The following is a 16,152-nucleotide window of genomic DNA, read 5'->3' on the forward strand; positions in this document are numbered from 1 at the left end:
GAGGGGAAAGCGACTGAGCGCTGCAAATCCCTTGTGTGCGAGCCTGCTCGCGATGGCGTTACATCAGTCACATAGAAGAGGCTGATAGATCGCTATCGCGAGCAGGCTCGCTCCCACAGGGGCTCTACTTCATCTTTTGGATATCTACGCCGCCCGCAGGGAAATAAAGGCGTAATTGACCGGCGCTTCTGTGACGACCCGCGCGCCGCAGGCCAATACCTGGCTGGCCACATCATCGCCAGACAGATGGAACTGCCATTCACTGGCGTGCTGTTGCGCAGGTTGCAGGCGTACCTGATCGAGGGCGGCCACGAATGCGTTCATCTGTGGCAGGTACGCGGTGAACCCGTCGCCCTTGAGCGCGGTGGTGCGGATGCCCAGGGCGGCGCAGATGCGGTCCTTGATGGCGATCTCTTCACGGTCGGCCTGGCGTGAGCGTTCGATCAACCGGACCAGTTCCTGGTCGACCAGTTCACCGCCGAGTATCAGTTGCGGCCCGGTTTCCCACGACTCTGGAGGGCATTCCTTGATGGCGATATTGAGGGGAATGTGCGGGTTGATTTCCATCGGATAGATGCGGCACACCAAGGGGCGGCGCTCATAGATACGGCACAGATTTTCTTCGTCAAGGTTCCGGCAACGGCCGACGTTGTAGGCGGCAAAAGTGATTGCGACAAGGGCCTCGGTGCTGCCGCTGTGGACCACCGCCGAACGGCGCTCGGCATGCTCGCGCTGCGCCGCCGGCAGGCCGAGGCCGTTGGGCAGGAAGGCTTCTACCAGGACAATCACCTGGCCGCCGTCGTCCGCCCACATCCGGGCCTCGTCGAGGGTCAGGGGAACATGGTGATCGGTGCAGCATTTGCCGCACCCTACACAGGAAAACGTTGTGTTCATTGAGTGCCCGGTCACAGAAAGCTGGGGACGGCGACAGAAAAACGCCGTGATGGACCGTGCGAAGCAAATTATGCGCCACTCACCGGTCGGTAGCGGCCGGGCGGATCGAGTCCCACTCGGTCACGTAGGCGGTTTTGGTTTTCTTGCGGTAGAGGCACAACTCGGTGCCGATCGCCTCTTTCATGTGTTTCTGTGGGTATTGGCCTTGCAGCAATAGCGCGGTGTAGCCGACTCGGTCGTCGAACTGAGCGGCGCTACCCACCGGCTCAGCACGCTTCAAGCCGCTGGCCTTGATGCAACTGGCCAGCACGGCTTTGTCGTGGGCGGTCCAGGCGTCCGGGCTTGAGGCATGGGCCTGGGAGGCCAGGACGGTGAGGCCGAGGAGAGTCAGTATGCGGATTTTCATCAGGGAGCCTTGTTCTGGGAAGCCAGGACAAGAGTATGCCTGAGGTTGTCGGACGATGATCGCTCCCGCGCTGAAGCGCCGAAGCGATCAACCGATATGGCTCAGCGTCCTTGCTCGGCAACGGCTTTGGCCGCTGTGATCAGGCATTTGGTCAGTTCTGGTGAGGAGAACTTGGTGAGCACGCCGTTGGCGCCGGCCAGTCGGGCTTTTTCGCTGTTCATGGCGCTGTCCAGCGAGGTGTGCAGCAACACGTAGAGGTGGGCGAAGTCCGGTGTTTCGCGCAGGGTCCGGGTGAGGGCGTACCCGTCCATCTCCGACATCTCGATGTCCGAGACGATCAGGTTGATCTGTTCGGCCGTGCCTTGCAGGTCCAGCAGGCATTCGATGGCTTCCTTGGCGCTGCGTGCGGTGTGGCATTGCAGGCCGAGGTTGCGCAGGGTGTGCACCGATTGCTGTAGCGCGACCTGGCTGTCGTCGACCACCAGGATCCGTGCGTTGCCCAGTACCTCGGCGTCTTCCATGTTCAGTTCGGTCGGCGCGGTTTCGATCTGTGCCGGTGCGATGCCGTGGATGACCTTTTCGATGTCCAGTACCTGCACCAGCGTGCCGTCCACCGAGGTCACGCCGGTGATGTACGAACGCACACCGCCGGAGCCGTAGGGCGGTGGTTTGATGTCGGTGGTCAGGCAATGCACGATCTTGCTCACCGCTTGCACATGCAAGCCCTGTTTGGAGCGGCTGACGTCAGTGACGATCAGGCAGCCACCGTCCGGATCCTCCAGCGGGCGCTCGCCAATGGCACGGCTCAGGTCGATCACCGACAACGATGCCCCGCGCAGGGTGGCGATGCCTTTGACGTGCGGATGCGACTCCGGCAGCTTGGTCAACGTTGGGCAGGGAATGATTTCACTGACCTTGAGCAGGTTGATTGCCATCAGCTTGCCGCTGCGCAAGGTAAACAGCAGAAGCGAAAGTGAATCTGCGCGGCCTTTGTTGGAGGACATAAAAACCTTCTGTGGAAAAAGGTGGGGCGAGCATACCGATCGCCAAAACAGCTTTTGATATTGGGTTATCGACTCGTCGGGGACAGGCTTTAGGGCGAAAGCCATCGGCAACCCAATTCACCCGGTCAATCTCCTTTGAGTGCCCCAACCCACAGGTTTCTATTTCAGCCCCAACCGTCGGGCCATCCGCCCCAGGTTGGCTCGGTCCAAGCCCAGCTCCCGGGCGGCGCTGGCCCAGTTGTGTTGGTGACGCTCCAGGCAGGCTGCGATCAGCTTGCGTTGGAACGTGTCCAGCGCTTCGCGCAAGTCCCCCGTTACGCCCTCCGCCGTCGGTGCTGGGCTGATGGACGAAGGTGCGGGGTTATCCACAGGCGCTTGGGGCAAATCCAGGTCCTGGGCGCTGAGGCTGAGGATTTTCGGTCGCACCGGGCACCGACCCAAGGCCTTCAAGGCGCTACGGCCGATCAGGTGTTCCAGTTCGCGCACATTGCCCGGCCAGTCGTAGGCCAGCAGTGCGGCCTGGGCGTCGCTGGTCATGCGCAGGCTGCCCAGGCCCATGCGCGAGCGATTGTGTTCCAGGAAAAAACCGCTGAGCAGCAGCACGTCCCGTCCGCGGTCACGCAGCGCCGGCACCAGCAGCGGATACACACTCAAGCGATGGTAGACATCGGCCCGATAACGACCGTTGCGCACTTCTTCGGCAAGGTCGCGATTGGTGGCTGCGATCAGGCGCACATCGACCCGGTGTTCTTTGTCCGAGCCCAGGCGTTGCAGTTGACCGCTTTGCAGTACTCGCAGCAACTTGGCCTGGACGGTCAGGGACAATTCACCCACTTCGTCGAGGAACAGGGTGCCGCCGTCGGCCAGTTCGAACTTGCCGCGCCGATCGTTCGTGGCCCCAGTGAAGGCGCCCCGTACATGGCCGAAGAGTTCACTTTCCACCAGCGTATCGGGCAGGGCGGCACAGTTGAGGCTGATGAGTGGCTGCTCGGCGCGTTTTGACGCGGCATGGATGGCCCGGGCGACCAGTTCCTTGCCCACACCGGTTTCGCCGGTGATCAGTACTGTCAGGTCGCTGCCGCCCACCAGTGCAATCTCTTCCACCAAGCGCTTGTGGACTTTGCTCTGGCCAACCATGTCGCGAGATTGTTGGTCGCTGGCCTGGCGATAGACCTCGGCGCGGCGGTGCTCATCCTCGGCCTTCAAGGCCAGGCGCTCGATGCGCTCGGCGGCGCTGACCGTGGCGGCGGCGAGGCTGGCGAAGGCTTGCAAGGCACTGAGGTCGATGGGCTCGAAGCGCTCCGGGTCCAGCGAATCCAGGGTCAGCAGGCCCCAGGGCCGTTCGTCGACGAACAGCGGGCAGCCCATGCAGTCGTGAACTTCCAGATGCTCGGCGAGCCCCTCGACCAGCCCATCGTACGGATCCGGCAGGCCGCTGTCGGCGGCGAAGCGGGTGGGCTGTGGGTTGGCCAGCAGCACTTCGAAGCGCGGGTGCTCACTGACCCGGAATCGCCGGCCTAGTGTATCGGTGCTCAGGCCATCCACGGCGAGTGGCACCAGGCAGTCGCCGTCCAGGCGCAACAACGCTGCTGCATCGCAGGGCAGCAGGGTTCGCAAAGTGCCGAGCAGGCGACGATAACGTTCGCCTTCAGGCAGTTCGCGGGACAGATCGGCCACCAGTGGCAGCAGGGAGGTCAGCAGGGCGGTTGCGGTCATAATGACTCCATGTAGTCTTGATGACTATAAAACGGACCGTGTCTTTATGACTATTGTGTTTTTAACTTGATGATATTTAAGGAAAAAAATTGTGGCATGGAAACTGATAAGGCTTGCCTAGCTGTTATCGGTCATACGCCAGGAGTCACCCTATGCTCAGTCGAGAAGAACGCGCCATCATTCGCTCCACCGTTCCGTTGCTTGAAAGCGGGGGGGAGGCGCTGATCACTCACTTCTATCGCATGATGCTGTCCGAATACCCTCAGGTGCGCCCATTGTTCAACCAGGCTCACCAGGCCAGTGGCGATCAACCGCGGGCCTTGGCCAACGGTGTGTTGATGTATGCGCGGCACATTGACCAACTCGATCAATTGGGTGACCTGGTGGCGAAGATCGTCAACAAGCACGTTGCCCTGCAGATCCTGCCGGAACATTACCCGATTGTCGGTTCGTGCCTGCTGCGGGCAATCGCCGAAGTGCTGGGCGCAGAGATCGCCACGCCCGAAGTGATTGCGGCGTGGGGCGCAGCCTACAACCAGTTGGCCGATATCCTGATCGGCGCCGAAGCGGGCATGTACGACAAGAAGGCCGAGGCGCCGGGTGGCTGGCGTGGCGAGCGTGAATTCATCCTGGCGGCCAAAGTGCAGGAAAGCTCGGAGATCACCTCGTTTTACTTTGAACCGGCGGACAAGGGGCCGATTCTGCTGGCCGAGCCGGGCCAGTACATCGGCATGACGCTCATGCTCGATGGCGAGGAAGTGCGCCGTAACTATTCACTGTCGGCCCTGGCGGACAACGGTCAATACCGCATCAGCGTCAAGCGCGAACCGGGCGGGCGCGTGTCCAATCACCTGCATCATCATTTTGACGTTGGCAGCCGCATCCAGTTGTTCCCGCCGTCCGGGGATTTCTACCTGACTGCCAGCGACAAGCCGCTGGTGCTGATCAGTGGTGGCGTCGGCATCACCCCGACCCTGGCCATGTTGCAGGCGGCGCTGCAAACCGAGCGGCCGGTGCATTTCATTCACTGCGCGCGCAACGGCCGTGCCCATGCGTTCCGCGACTGGATCGACGACCTGGCCAATCGGCATCCACAGCTCAAGCGCTTTTACTGCTACGACGAAGACGACGGCTTGAGCCCGGCGGCCGACAAGGTGGGGCTGTTGAGCCAGGAGCAACTGGCGCAATGGCTGCCACAGCAACGTGACCTGGACGCCTATTTCCTCGGGCCGAAGGGGTTCATGGGCGCGGTCAAGCGCCACCTCAAGGCTTTGGGCGTGCCGGACCAGCAGAGCCGTTACGAGTTCTTCGGGCCGGCGGCGGCGCTGGAATAAGGTCGCTGCCAACCCGGGAAACCGGGTTGGCTTCATCGCGAAGACGTCGACACATTCAGCCCCAATGCAAACTGACCCACCGCTTTCGCGAGCAAGCCTCACACATTGGATCTGCGTCAGACACAAAATGTGTGTTCACCACCGATTCCAGTGTGGGAGCGGGCTTGCTCGCGAAGGCGGCGGCAGGTTCATCCCTGTCCACCTGCCAGAATTAATCGGCGCTTAACCTTCTAGCGGTCTATTTCCCTTTCAATGTCGACGCCCGCTGCTCGTTCACTGTCATGGTCTGCGTGTAGACTTTGGGCATCCGAGCGCGCGCCCGAGTGTCGCCGTGCCGCGCGTCGATCCATGCAGACAAAGGGAAACGCAATGAGTGAGGAAATGATGCGGTTAGGCCGTGAGCGGCGCTATCTGGTGCTGCTGGGGCTGATCTGCCTGGCGCTGATCGGCGGCGCGCTGTACATGCAAGTGGCCCTCGGTGAGGCGCCGTGCCCGCTGTGTATCTTGCAACGCTATGCGCTGTTGTTGATCGCGATCTTCGCCTTCATCGGTGCGGCCATGCGCACCCGCGGCAGCCTGACGATCTTCGAAGGCCTGGTGGTGCTCAGCGCCCTGGTCGGTGCTGGTGTGGCAGGGCATCACGTCTACACCCAGTTCTTCCCCGCGGTCAGTTGCGGCATCGACGTGTTGCAACCGATAGTCGATGACCTGCCGTTGGCGAAGATATTTCCGTTGGGGTTCCAGGTCGATGGCTTTTGCTCCACCCCCTACCCACCGATCCTGGGTCTGTCCCTGGCGCAGTGGGCGCTGGTGGCCTTCGTCTTGACGGTGGTGCTGGTGCCGTTGCTGGTGTCACGTAACCGCAAACAGATTCGCTGAGGCACCGTCATGAAACGCCCCGGTTTCTCTTCTGGAGAGCCGGGGCGTTTTGCGTTTCACTCTTGAGCCGGACCGTCCTTGATCCGAGGCAAGAATAGCCTGCGACAATGTGCGACATGTTGTCACATATCTTGAGGCGCTCAGCCTTTGCGAGGGCGATTAAAAGCTCCTTCCTATAACAAAAAGCTGCCTGGTTTCGCAAAATGTGTATCGGCTGCAGCAGGCATTTTTAACAGCGAGGCGTCGGGCGCCAGAGCCCCCGAAAACTGGGCGCTTGCCGAGCAAATAACCTCTTCGTGATCCTCTCGAGCTGTCTAAATCGGGCATAGTAGCCTTACGTTTTTTGGGGTTCTTGTTGAGAATTAATTTCGATAACATGCTGGCTTGTTGCAATATCTGCGAAAGATTGTTGCCGGATTGGATAAAAATTATTTCGAGATGAGACATGGTCTACAGCGCCTCACCTCACTACAATCGCCCGCACCGAATTTCCGACCCGGCTCAAGCTTGAGCACGAGAGTGGTCGAAGGGCGCCAGCGCCCCATGCGACCCCAGGTGTCGGTGCCTCCAACTACCCGCACCAAATGGAATTGGGCTTGAACTAGGCCTTTGACCAACGAATAAGAACTCACTGCTGGCCCAGGATGTGTCGAACAGCCGCTGACGTTTGACGGGCAGCCCTTATTCAATCCAAGAAAATGCCAACCCTTGGCAGGGTGAAGTGTTGGCGATCAAAACCCAACTGCATTGCGCAAGCTGCTTTAGAGGTCGTGAGATGAGTAAAAACAGGTACCCCCGATTACTAGGCTTGTTGCCGCTGCTCGGCACGTTGCTGCTGGGAGGCTGCAACATGACCTTGCTCGATCCCAAGGGCCAGGTCGGCCTGGATGAACGAAACCTGATCATCACCGCTACGCTGCTGATGTTGCTGGTCGTTGTGCCGGTCATCGTCATGACCTTCCTGTTCGCCTGGAAGTACCGCGCAACCAATACCCAGGCTACCTACACGCCGAAGTGGTCGCATTCGACCAAGATCGAAGTGGCGGTGTGGACCATTCCGGTGCTGATCATCATTGCCCTGGGTTACATCACCTACAAGTCGACCCACGCCCTGGACCCGTATCGTCCGCTGGATTCCGACGTCAAGCCGATCACCATTGAAGTGGTCTCCATGGACTGGAAGTGGCTGTTCATCTATCCGGAACAAGGCATTGCGACGGTCAACAAGATCGTGTTCCCGGCGCATACGCCGATCAACTTCAAGGTCACTTCCGACACCGTGATGAACTCGTTCTTCATCCCGGGCCTGGGCGGCCAGATCTACGCGATGGCGGGCATGCAGACCAAGCTGCACCTGATCGCCAACCAGAATGCCGAACTCGACGGTATCTCCGCCAACTACAGCGGCGCGGGTTTTACCGGCATGAAGTTCAAAGCAATCGCCACGACCCAGGAAGATTTCGACACCTGGGTCAACGATGTGAAGAAGGCACCTAAACAGCTTGAAAAAGCTGAATACGAAGCCCTTTCCAAACCGAGCCAGAACAACCCAGTCGAACTCTACTCGTCGGTTACGCCAAACCTGTTCCAGACCATCATCGACAAGTATGAAGGGATGAATCCGGGCAAGCCGATGCACCACGAGAAGAGCGAAAAGGAAGTGGCCCACAACATGGAAGGGATGGACATGAGTTCGCATTCAGCTGCCGGGGCAGAGGAGTAAACGATGTTTGGTAAATTAAGTTGGGAAGCGATCCCGTTCCACGAGCCGATTGTCATGGTGACCCTCGCCATCATCGCGCTCGGTGGTCTGACGCTGTTCGCGGGGATCACTTACTTCAAGAAGTGGACCTACCTGTGGACCGAATGGCTGACGTCGGTCGACCACAAGAAAATCGGCGTGATGTACATCATCGTCGCCATGGTCATGCTGCTGCGCGGTTTTGCCGACGCCATCATGATGCGTACCCAGCTGGCCATGGCCACCGAGGGTTCGCCTGGCTACCTGCCGCCTGAACACTATGACCAGATCTTCACCGCCCACGGTGTGATCATGATCATCTTCATGGCGATGCCATTCTTCACCGGCCTGATGAACCTTGCAGTGCCGCTGCAGATCGGCGCGCGTGACGTTGCCTATCCGTTCCTGAACTCCCTGAGCTTCTGGCTGCTGGTGTCCGGCGTGGTGCTGATCAACCTGTCCCTGGGCGTTGGCGAATTCGCCAAGACCGGCTGGGTTGCCTATCCACCGCTGTCGGGTCTGCAATACAGTCCGGGCGTGGGCATGGACTACTACATCTGGGCGCTACAGCTATCTGGATTGGGGACAACGCTGACGGGGGTCAACTTCCTCGCCACCGTGCTGAAAATGCGTACCCCGGGCATGAAGCTGATGGACATGCCGATCTTCACCTGGACCTGCACCTGGGCCAACGTCCTGATCGTCGCTTCGTTCCCGATCCTGACCGCTACCCTGGCCCTGCTGACGCTTGACCGTTACATGGATTTCCACATTTTCACCAATGAACTGGGTGGAAATCCGATGATGTACGTCAACCTGTTCTGGGCCTGGGGTCACCCCGAGGTGTACATCCTGATCCTGCCGGCGTTCGGGATTTTCTCCGAAGTCATCTCGACCTTCTCCGGCAAGAAACTGTTCGGCCACCACTCGATGATCTACGCCAGCGGCGCGATCTCGGTGCTGGGCTTCATGGTCTGGCTGCACCACTTCTTCACCATGGGCTCGGGTGCCAGCGTCAACGCCTTCTTCGGCCTGGCGACCATGCTGATCTCGATCCCGACGGGTGTGAAGCTGTTCAACTGGCTGTTCACCATCTACCAGGGCCGCCTGCGTTTCACCAGCCACGTGCTGTGGACCCTGGGCTTCATGGTGACCTTCGCCATCGGCGGCATGACCGGCGTACTGCTGGCCATTCCAGGTGCTGACTTCGTGTTGCACAACAGCCTGTTCGTGATCGCACACTTCCACAACGTGATCATCGGCGGTGCGGTGTTTGGCTACATCGCCGGTTTCGCCTTCTACTTCCCGAAAGCGTTCGGCTTCAAGCTGCACGAAGGTTGGGGCAAGGCAGCGTTCTGGTTCTGGATCTCGGGCTTCTTCGTCGCGTTCATGCCGCTCTATGCACTGGGCTTCATGGGCATGACCCGTCGCTTGAACGCCACCACCAACCCTGAGTGGGTGCCGTACCTGTACGTCGCCATGTTCGGTGCGGTGATGATCGCTGTTGGTATCGCCTGCCAGCTGATCCAGTTGTACGTCAGCGTGCGCGATCGCAACAAGCCAGAGAACATATGCGAACACGGCGACCCGTGGAATGCCCATACCCTGGAATGGTCGACCTCTTCGCCACCGCCGTTCTACAACTTCGCGGTGCTGCCCAAAGCAGACGTCATCGACCCGTTCACCGAAGCCAAGGAAGCCGGCACTGCGTACCAGGCTCCGGCCAAGTACGAGCCGATCCACATGCCCAACAACACCGCTACCGGTGTGGTCATGGGCGCGCTGCTGACCGTGTTCGGTTTCGCAATGATCTGGCACATCTGGTGGCTGGCCATCGCCAGCCTGGTTGGCACTGTCGTGTACTTCACTATCCATGCCGCCCGTGACGATCAGGGTTACATGGTGCCGGTGGATGTCATCGAGCGCATCGAAGCCGAGCAGCACAAGCGCCTAGTAGCGGCCGGGAAAGTCCCCGCCACCGCCACCCGTGTTGAAACCTCGTTGGAACAGGCTTAAACCATGTCGAATTTAGTGACCACTGTTGGACACGCCCATGGTCATGACCATGGGCACGATGACCATCACCACGACTCGGGCGAGATGACCGTATTCGGTTTCTGGCTCTACCTGATGACCGACTGCATTCTGTTTGCGTCGATCTTCGCGGTGTACGCGGTGCTGGTAAACAACGTTGCCGGTGGCCCGTCGGGCCACGACATCTTTGAACTGCCGTACGTACTGGGCGAAACCGCGCTGCTGCTGTTCAGCTCGATCACCTACGGCTTCGCCATGCTGGCGTTGTTCAAGGGCAAGAAAACCCAGGTGCTGGGCTGGTTGGCCATGACCTTCCTGCTGGGCGCCGGCTTTATCGCCATGGAGATCAACGAGTTCCATATCCTGATCGCCGAAGGCTACGGTCCAAGCCGCAGCGGCTTCCTGTCCGGGTTCTTCACCCTGGTCGGCACCCACGGCCTGCACGTGACCAGCGGCCTGATCTGGATGGCGATCATGATGTACCAGGTCCATAAAAACGGCCTGACTGCCACCAACAAGACGCGCCTGAGCTGCCTGAGCCTGTTCTGGCACTTCCTGGACGTGGTGTGGATCTGCGTATTCACCGTTGTTTATCTGATGGGGACCCTGTAAATGGCTAACGCACATTCCCATGATGGCCATGACGCCGGCCACGGCAGCGTCAAGTCCTACGCCATCGGCTTCATCCTGTCGGTGATCCTGACCGTCATCCCGTTCGGCCTGGTGATGTACCCGTCGCTGCCCAAGAGCCTGACCCTGTGGATCATCCTGATCTTCGCCGTGGTCCAGGTACTGGTGCACCTGGTGTACTTCCTGCACCTGGACCGCTCCGCCGCCCAACGTAACAACGTGGTCGCATTTGTCTTTGCCGCGATCGTGATTGTCCTGCTGGTTGGCCTGTCGTTGTGGATCATGTTCAGCATCCACACCAACATGATGGCGCACTGAGGAAAGTCCGGATGTCCCTGAAGCACTTTATCCAAATCACCAAACCGGGGATCATTTTCGGTAACGTGCTTTCTGTGGCAGGCGGGTTTTTCCTGGCCTCGAAAGGGCATGTCGATCTGGCCATCTTCCTGGCGGCGATGATCGGCACTTCCCTGGTGGTGGCGTCCGGTTGCGTGTTCAACAATTGCATCGACCGTGACATCGATATCAAGATGGAACGCACCAAGAATCGGGCGCTGGTCCAGGGCCTGATTCCGGTGCAACTGGCCCTGGCATTCGCCACGGTGCTGGGCGTGGCCGGCGTGGCGCTGCTGTACTGGGTGGCCAACCCGTTGGCGGCGTTGTTCGCGGTGATCGGTTTTGTCATCTACGTCGGCCTCTACAGCCTGTACCTCAAGCGCAAGTCGGTCCACGGCACGCTGGTGGGCAGCCTGTCGGGGGCGATGCCGCCAGTGATCGGCTACGTAGCGGTGAGCAACCGCTTCGACATGGCGGCGCTGACGCTGCTGGTGATGTTCAGCCTGTGGCAGATGCCGCATTCCTATGCCATCGCGATCTTCCGTTTCAACGACTACCTGGCGGCCTCGATTCCGGTGCTGCCGGTCAAGCGCGGCATCCGCGTGGCCAAGAAGCACATCCTGCTCTACATCCTGGCCTTCCTCGTGGCGACCTTGATGCTGACCTTCAGCGGCTATGCCGGCATGAGCTACCTCGCCGTCGCCGCTGCCATGGGCATGTACTGGCTGTACATGGCCTGGACCGGCTACAAGGCGGTGGATGACAGGGTCTGGGCACGCAAGTTGTTCGTGTTTTCGATCTTCACCATTACCGCCCTGAGCGTCATGATGTCCCTGGACTTCAAAGTGCCGAGTGAGCTGCTGCTGACTTACGCGCCTTAAGCTTCAGACGCTGTAAAAAAAGCCCCGCCTTCGAGAGAAGTGCGGGGCTTTTTCTTGGGTATTACTTCGGGCTCCCACAAGGGGAAACTCAACGTGGGCTTATTGCTGGGCGATGCTGTAGCCGTCGAAGGCTTTCTGCTGTTGCAACGCGGCGACGATGCCTTTGCGGGTGGCCGGTTGTTCGGTGCCGTCATTGTCCAGGAAGGTTTCGCTTTCCAGCTCGGCTTCGTCGCCTTCGCCTACGAAGTTGAAACCCAGGAACTCGAAGGCCTGGCGGTCAACGTTCGGCTTGGAGCGTGGTGTGCGCAGGGGCAGGGTGACGCTGATGCCATCCTTGCTGATGACAAACACTTCGGCTTCCTTCTTGGCCCGCGAGGCCTTGCCCTTGCTGCCGCTCGGGTTGCTGATGGCTTGGTGGGTCTGGTTCAGCACTTTCAGGGCCAGGCCATAGACCACTTCCTGAAACGACGGGTCATCCTTGTAGCTGGAGAGGATACGGCTGATCGGGAAGCGGCTGCTCAGGTCTTCCAGGGCTGCGAAATCGGCGGCTTCGGCGTCCTTGAGTTGTTTGAGCTGGCCCATCAGTTCGTAGGCTTTGTCGTCGTCGAACGCATCGTGAGCCTGGCGGATGGCATTGCGCAGTTCGCGGATCTGGTCGCTTTCGCGGTTCGACTGGAACGCATCAAGGACCATTTCGCTGATGGTTTTGGCCTGGGGCAGATGCTGTGAAAGATTGATGGAGTTTTCGTATTCCGCTTTGGACGACAGGGTGACTACGGATTCAGCGGTGTTGGAATCGGACATTGAAATTTCACTACTTCTGTTAGCGGGATGAGGCGAGAAAGGCATTGAGCTTTTTTCCGGTCGCCTAATCTATTGGACGCGGGCGGTGTTGTCACGGTCGGAGCTCATTCACAAATCACATTCTTGCCCGACATTTTGGAGCGATACAGCGCCTGGTCCGCCCGGTGCAGCAATGCCGTCTTCTGTTCATCCTCGAATCGCTGCACCACGCCAAAGCTCATGGTGATCTGGAAGTCGCCCACCGGCAGCAGGTCGGACAAGCCTCGACGAATACTCTCGGCCAGCAGGCGAGCGTTGGCCAGGGTGGTGCTGGGCAGGATCATGATGAATTCGTCACCGCCCCAGCGCACCAGCAAATCGCCGTCGCGCTCGCAGCGCTTGACGCTCTGCACCACTTGCACCAGCGCCGCATCGCCGAAGGCGTGGCCGTAGCGATCATTGATGTCCTTGAAATCGTCGACGTCCATGGCGATCAGTGACAATGGCTCGCGAAAACGCTGCGCGCGCTCACAGGCCAGCGGCAGCGCCTGGTCCAGACGATAACGGTTGGCGACCCGGGTCAGGGCGTCGGTTTCGGCAAGCCTGCGGTTTTCGTCCAGCTGGATCTGCAACTGATGGTTGACCCGGGACAGTTCGCGGGTACGTTCTTCGATCACGGCTTCCAGAGATTTGTTGCGTCGTTCCAGTTGCTCGAACAGGCGCTTCTTGTCATCGACGCTGCGATGGGCGCCGATCATGCGCGCCACCGTGCCGTCGGGGTTACGGGCGATCACATGGCCGCGATCCTCAATCCAGATGTAGCCCCCGTCGCGCGTGCGGCAACGGTACTCGGCCTGGTATCTGTGGGATCGTTGTTCCAGGTGGTCGTCGAACAACGCCATGACCCGTGGATAGTCATCCGGGTGGATGACGCTCTCCCAGGTCAGCACGGTGTTTTCCAGCGAGTGAGGCAGGTAGCCAAGCATCGTGTACCAGCCAGGGTTGCGGTAGACGAAGCCGGTGTTGGCATTCCAGTCCCAGATGCCATCGCTGACCAGTTCCAGGATGGTGTGCAGTACGCCTTCGTCCAGATCGGACAGGTCGAACCGCAGCATGTCGATGTTCGAGGCATCTCCCATCGTCGTTTCCTCAATCCGCCTTGATATCAAAATGCTCGCCCAAGGAGGAAGAGTAGCTGATGGGGGGCGGGGTCACTAGCGGGGGGGGCGCCCGTCATCATTCGGCTGGTGTTTGGGGTTTGCCCCATTTCTCCAGCGCAAACTCGACAAAACTGCGCAGCTTCGGCAAACGGTAGCGATCCTGCGCGTACATCAGGCTCATCGGGCGATGGGGCAACTGGTAGTCCTGCAACAACGCCACCAGGTGACCATCCTTCAGGTCCTGGGCCACGAGCGCATCGGGCAGCATCACCACGCCCATCCCGGCCAGGGCGGCGCGATGCAGGCCCGAGGAGCTGTTGATCAGCATCGGTCCGTTTACCGGGACCTTGATCTCGCCTTCCGGGCCGTTGATCGGCCAGAGATCCTGGGCGAAGCGCCAGTCATCTCCTGCCAAATAGGCGAACGACAGGCAATCGTGCTGTTGCAGGTCGACGGGTTTTTCCGGCGTGCCTCGCCGGGCCAGGTAAGCAGGGGCGGCGCAGATGGTCAGGGTGTAGTCCACCAACGGACGGGCAATCAGTTTCGGGTCGGGATTGCCGAGTCGGATGGCGACGTCGAATCCATGTTCGAGCAGGTCCAGCCGCTGGTTGGTCAGCACCACGTCGAGCTTGACCTGGGCGAAGCGCCGGCTGAATTCGGCCAGCGCCGGCGCGAGGCGTTCGGAGCCGAAGGTCAGCGGCGCGGTGATGCGCAGGGTGCCGGTGGGCTCGCCCTGGGTCTGTTCGGCCAAGCGTTCGGAATCGGCCACCAGCCCCAGCACTTCCAGGCAACGCTGATAGTAGGTCGAGCCGAACTCGGTCAGGCGCTGGCGCCGGGTTGTACGGTTGATCAGGCGCACGCCGAGACGTTGCTCCAGTGCACGAAGATGATTGCCCACCATGGTGGTGGACATTTCGCACGCCTGGGCCGCCGCCGTCAGGCTTCCGGTTTCTACCACCTTCACGTAAACAGTCATTGCCTGGAATAAATCCATTATCAAGCTCAGCTTTTAAATGATTGAAGTAAAGCGGCGTTTATCCAGCCTTGGTGGCTAACCATACTGGAAAAAACCAACCCAATGGAGCTTGATGCCATGACCGCTGCCTGCCTGATGACCACTTACCAACCTCTGGCGCTGAGTTTCACCCATGGCTTGGGTACGCGCTTGTGGGACCAGGACGGCCGCGAGTACCTCGATGCGGTGGCGGGCGTGGCGGTGACCAATGTCGGCCACTCCCACCCTCGGCTGGTGGCCGCCATCAGCGAGCAGGCCGGCCTGCTGTTGCACACGTCCAACCTGTACAGCATCGATTGGCAACAACGCCTGGCGCAAAAGCTCACCCAACTGTCTGGGCTGGATCGGGCGTTTTTCAACAACTCGGGCGCCGAGGCCAACGAAACCGCGCTGAAACTGGCGCGCCTCTATGGCTGGCACAAGGGCATTGAGCAGCCATTGGTGGTCGTCATGGACAATGCCTTCCATGGACGCACCTTGGGCACAATGTCCGCCAGTGACGGCCCGTCCGTGCGGCTGGGCTACAACCGATTGCCGGGGGATTTCATCAAGGTGCCGTTCGGCGATCTGGCCGCGCTGGAAGCGATCCGGCAGGCTCATGCCGAGCGCATCGTCGCGGTATTGGTGGAACCGATCCAGGGCGAGAGCGGTGTGCAGCTCGCCCCAGCGGGTTACCTCAAGGCCTTGCGGCAGCTGTGCAGCCGGCGCGCGTGGCTGTTGATGCTCGACGAGATCCAGACGGGCATCGGTCGTACCGGCCAATGGTTCGCGTTCCAGCACGAGGGCATCGTGCCGGACGTCATGACCCTCGCCAAAGGCCTGGGCAACGGCGTGCCCATTGGGGCCTGCCTGGCACGGGGTAAGGCTGCCGAGCTGTTTACCCCAGGCAGTCATGGCAGTACCTTTGGCGGTAATCCGCTGGCCTGTCGGGTCGGCTGCACGGTGCTGGACATCATTGAGCAACAAGCGCTGGTGGACAACGCCAGGCACCAGGGCGAACAGTTGTTGAGTCGGCTGCGCACCGAGTTGGCGGACAACCCGAATGTCTTGGCGATTCGCGGCCAGGGGTTGATGATTGGCATCGAACTCAAGCAACCGGTCCGCGACTTGGCCCTTCGCGCCGCCCAGGACCACGGTCTGCTGATCAATATCACCCGGGGCCAGACCATCCGCCTGCTGCCGCCGTTGACGATCGATGGGCGGGAAGTGGAGATGATTGTCCGGGGTGTCAGCCGCTGTCTGGCGCAGAGTTGAGGGGGCGTTCGCCCGGACGACGGTTTTTTTATCGGTCAGCCGGGCGAAGCGCGACGCAGCGCGACGGAATTTTTAACGATTACCG

15 protein-coding genes are annotated in these 16,152 nt (G+C 60.1%); 8 read left to right on the forward strand and 7 right to left on the reverse strand.

The window, feature by feature from the left end:
- Positions 1-144: 144 nt before the first annotated feature.
- From AACY42_RS06775 to norR, 4 genes are all read right to left on the reverse strand, one after another.
- Positions 145-894: a YkgJ family cysteine cluster protein gene (locus AACY42_RS06775; protein ID WP_339477977.1), complete on the reverse strand. Its 750-nt coding sequence runs from the start codon at positions 892-894 to the stop codon at positions 145-147.
- 79 nt (positions 895-973) lie between these two features.
- Positions 974-1,300, reverse strand: a complete 327-nt coding sequence (locus AACY42_RS06780; RefSeq protein WP_339477979.1) for a hypothetical protein — start codon at positions 1,298-1,300, stop codon at positions 974-976.
- 101 nt (positions 1,301-1,401) lie between these two features.
- A complete protein-coding gene (locus AACY42_RS06785; RefSeq protein ID WP_339477981.1) occupies positions 1,402-2,304 on the reverse strand; it encodes a chemotaxis protein CheV in 903 nt (300 codons plus the stop codon).
- A gap of 159 nt (positions 2,305-2,463) precedes the next feature.
- Positions 2,464-4,020 (reverse strand): nitric oxide reductase transcriptional regulator NorR, encoded by a 1,557-nt coding sequence (norR, locus tag AACY42_RS06790; RefSeq protein ID WP_339477984.1) that lies wholly within the window; start codon positions 4,018-4,020, stop codon positions 2,464-2,466.
- Positions 4,021-4,172: 152 nt separating this feature from the next.
- On the opposite strand from norR, the gene hmpA reads away from it, so the two are divergent.
- From hmpA to cyoE, 7 genes are all read left to right on the forward strand, one after another.
- A complete protein-coding gene (gene hmpA / locus AACY42_RS06795) occupies positions 4,173-5,354 on the forward strand; it encodes an NO-inducible flavohemoprotein (protein WP_339477985.1) in 1,182 nt (393 codons plus the stop codon).
- A gap of 369 nt (positions 5,355-5,723) precedes the next feature.
- On the forward strand, positions 5,724-6,233 hold the full coding sequence (locus AACY42_RS06800; RefSeq protein WP_339477987.1) for a disulfide bond formation protein B: 510 nt from the start codon (positions 5,724-5,726) through the stop codon (positions 6,231-6,233).
- A gap of 775 nt (positions 6,234-7,008) precedes the next feature.
- Positions 7,009-7,956, forward strand: a complete 948-nt coding sequence (cyoA, locus tag AACY42_RS06805) for a ubiquinol oxidase subunit II (protein WP_339477989.1) — start codon at positions 7,009-7,011, stop codon at positions 7,954-7,956.
- A gap of 3 nt (positions 7,957-7,959) precedes the next feature.
- Positions 7,960-9,990: a cytochrome o ubiquinol oxidase subunit I gene (gene cyoB / locus AACY42_RS06810; RefSeq protein ID WP_339477991.1), complete on the forward strand. Its 2,031-nt coding sequence runs from the start codon at positions 7,960-7,962 to the stop codon at positions 9,988-9,990.
- A gap of 3 nt (positions 9,991-9,993) precedes the next feature.
- On the forward strand, positions 9,994-10,620 hold the full coding sequence (locus AACY42_RS06815; RefSeq protein ID WP_014340103.1) for a cytochrome o ubiquinol oxidase subunit III: 627 nt from the start codon (positions 9,994-9,996) through the stop codon (positions 10,618-10,620).
- Complete coding sequence (gene cyoD / locus AACY42_RS06820; RefSeq protein ID WP_014340102.1) at positions 10,621-10,956, forward strand: cytochrome o ubiquinol oxidase subunit IV; 336 nt, start codon at positions 10,621-10,623, stop codon at positions 10,954-10,956.
- A gap of 11 nt (positions 10,957-10,967) precedes the next feature.
- Entirely contained in the window at positions 10,968-11,855 is an 888-nt protein-coding gene (cyoE, locus tag AACY42_RS06825) for a heme o synthase (protein ID WP_339477996.1), read from the forward strand.
- A gap of 99 nt (positions 11,856-11,954) precedes the next feature.
- On the opposite strand, the gene AACY42_RS06830 is transcribed toward cyoE, so the two are convergent.
- The 3 genes from AACY42_RS06830 to AACY42_RS06840 form a co-directional block, all read right to left on the reverse strand.
- Complete coding sequence (locus tag AACY42_RS06830; protein ID WP_339477998.1) at positions 11,955-12,659, reverse strand: hypothetical protein; 705 nt, start codon at positions 12,657-12,659, stop codon at positions 11,955-11,957.
- A gap of 104 nt (positions 12,660-12,763) precedes the next feature.
- Positions 12,764-13,777: a sensor domain-containing diguanylate cyclase gene (locus AACY42_RS06835; RefSeq protein ID WP_339478000.1), complete on the reverse strand. Its 1,014-nt coding sequence runs from the start codon at positions 13,775-13,777 to the stop codon at positions 12,764-12,766.
- Positions 13,778-13,874: 97 nt separating this feature from the next.
- Positions 13,875-14,792 carry a LysR family transcriptional regulator gene (locus AACY42_RS06840; RefSeq protein ID WP_339478002.1) on the reverse strand — a complete coding sequence of 306 codons (918 nt, stop codon included), beginning with the start codon at positions 14,790-14,792 and terminating at the stop codon, positions 13,875-13,877.
- A 99-nt stretch (positions 14,793-14,891) separates the two neighbouring features.
- On the opposite strand from AACY42_RS06840, the gene AACY42_RS06845 reads away from it, so the two are divergent.
- On the forward strand, positions 14,892-16,067 hold the full coding sequence (locus AACY42_RS06845) for an aspartate aminotransferase family protein (RefSeq protein ID WP_339478004.1): 1,176 nt from the start codon (positions 14,892-14,894) through the stop codon (positions 16,065-16,067).
- Positions 16,068-16,152: the final 85 nt, after the last annotated feature.

The organism is Pseudomonas sp. RL_5y_Pfl2_73 (assembly GCF_963970515.1).
In the GTDB taxonomy this organism is placed as follows: domain Bacteria; phylum Pseudomonadota; class Gammaproteobacteria; order Pseudomonadales; family Pseudomonadaceae; genus Aquipseudomonas.

Excerpts from the sequence above, each read along its gene's own strand:
- AACY42_RS06775 (WP_339477977.1), bottom strand. The coding sequence starts at position 894 with ATGAACACAACGTTTTCCTGTGTAGGGTGCGGCAAATGCTGCACCGAT.
- AACY42_RS06780 (WP_339477979.1), bottom strand. The coding sequence starts at position 1,300 with ATGAAAATCCGCATACTGACTCTCCTCGGCCTCACCGTCCTGGCCTCC.
- AACY42_RS06785 (WP_339477981.1), bottom strand. The coding sequence starts at position 2,304 with ATGTCCTCCAACAAAGGCCGCGCAGATTCACTTTCGCTTCTGCTGTTT.
- norR (WP_339477984.1), bottom strand. The coding sequence starts at position 4,020 with ATGACCGCAACCGCCCTGCTGACCTCCCTGCTGCCACTGGTGGCCGAT.
- hmpA (WP_339477985.1), top strand. The coding sequence starts at position 4,173 with ATGCTCAGTCGAGAAGAACGCGCCATCATTCGCTCCACCGTTCCGTTG.
- AACY42_RS06800 (WP_339477987.1), top strand. The coding sequence starts at position 5,724 with ATGAGTGAGGAAATGATGCGGTTAGGCCGTGAGCGGCGCTATCTGGTG.
- cyoA (WP_339477989.1), top strand. The coding sequence starts at position 7,009 with ATGAGTAAAAACAGGTACCCCCGATTACTAGGCTTGTTGCCGCTGCTC.
- cyoB (WP_339477991.1), top strand. The coding sequence starts at position 7,960 with ATGTTTGGTAAATTAAGTTGGGAAGCGATCCCGTTCCACGAGCCGATT.
- AACY42_RS06815 (WP_014340103.1), top strand. The coding sequence starts at position 9,994 with ATGTCGAATTTAGTGACCACTGTTGGACACGCCCATGGTCATGACCAT.
- cyoD (WP_014340102.1), top strand. The coding sequence starts at position 10,621 with ATGGCTAACGCACATTCCCATGATGGCCATGACGCCGGCCACGGCAGC.
- cyoE (WP_339477996.1), top strand. The coding sequence starts at position 10,968 with ATGTCCCTGAAGCACTTTATCCAAATCACCAAACCGGGGATCATTTTC.
- AACY42_RS06830 (WP_339477998.1), bottom strand. The coding sequence starts at position 12,659 with ATGTCCGATTCCAACACCGCTGAATCCGTAGTCACCCTGTCGTCCAAA.
- AACY42_RS06835 (WP_339478000.1), bottom strand. The coding sequence starts at position 13,777 with ATGGGAGATGCCTCGAACATCGACATGCTGCGGTTCGACCTGTCCGAT.
- AACY42_RS06840 (WP_339478002.1), bottom strand. The coding sequence starts at position 14,792 with ATGGATTTATTCCAGGCAATGACTGTTTACGTGAAGGTGGTAGAAACC.
- AACY42_RS06845 (WP_339478004.1), top strand. The coding sequence starts at position 14,892 with ATGACCGCTGCCTGCCTGATGACCACTTACCAACCTCTGGCGCTGAGT.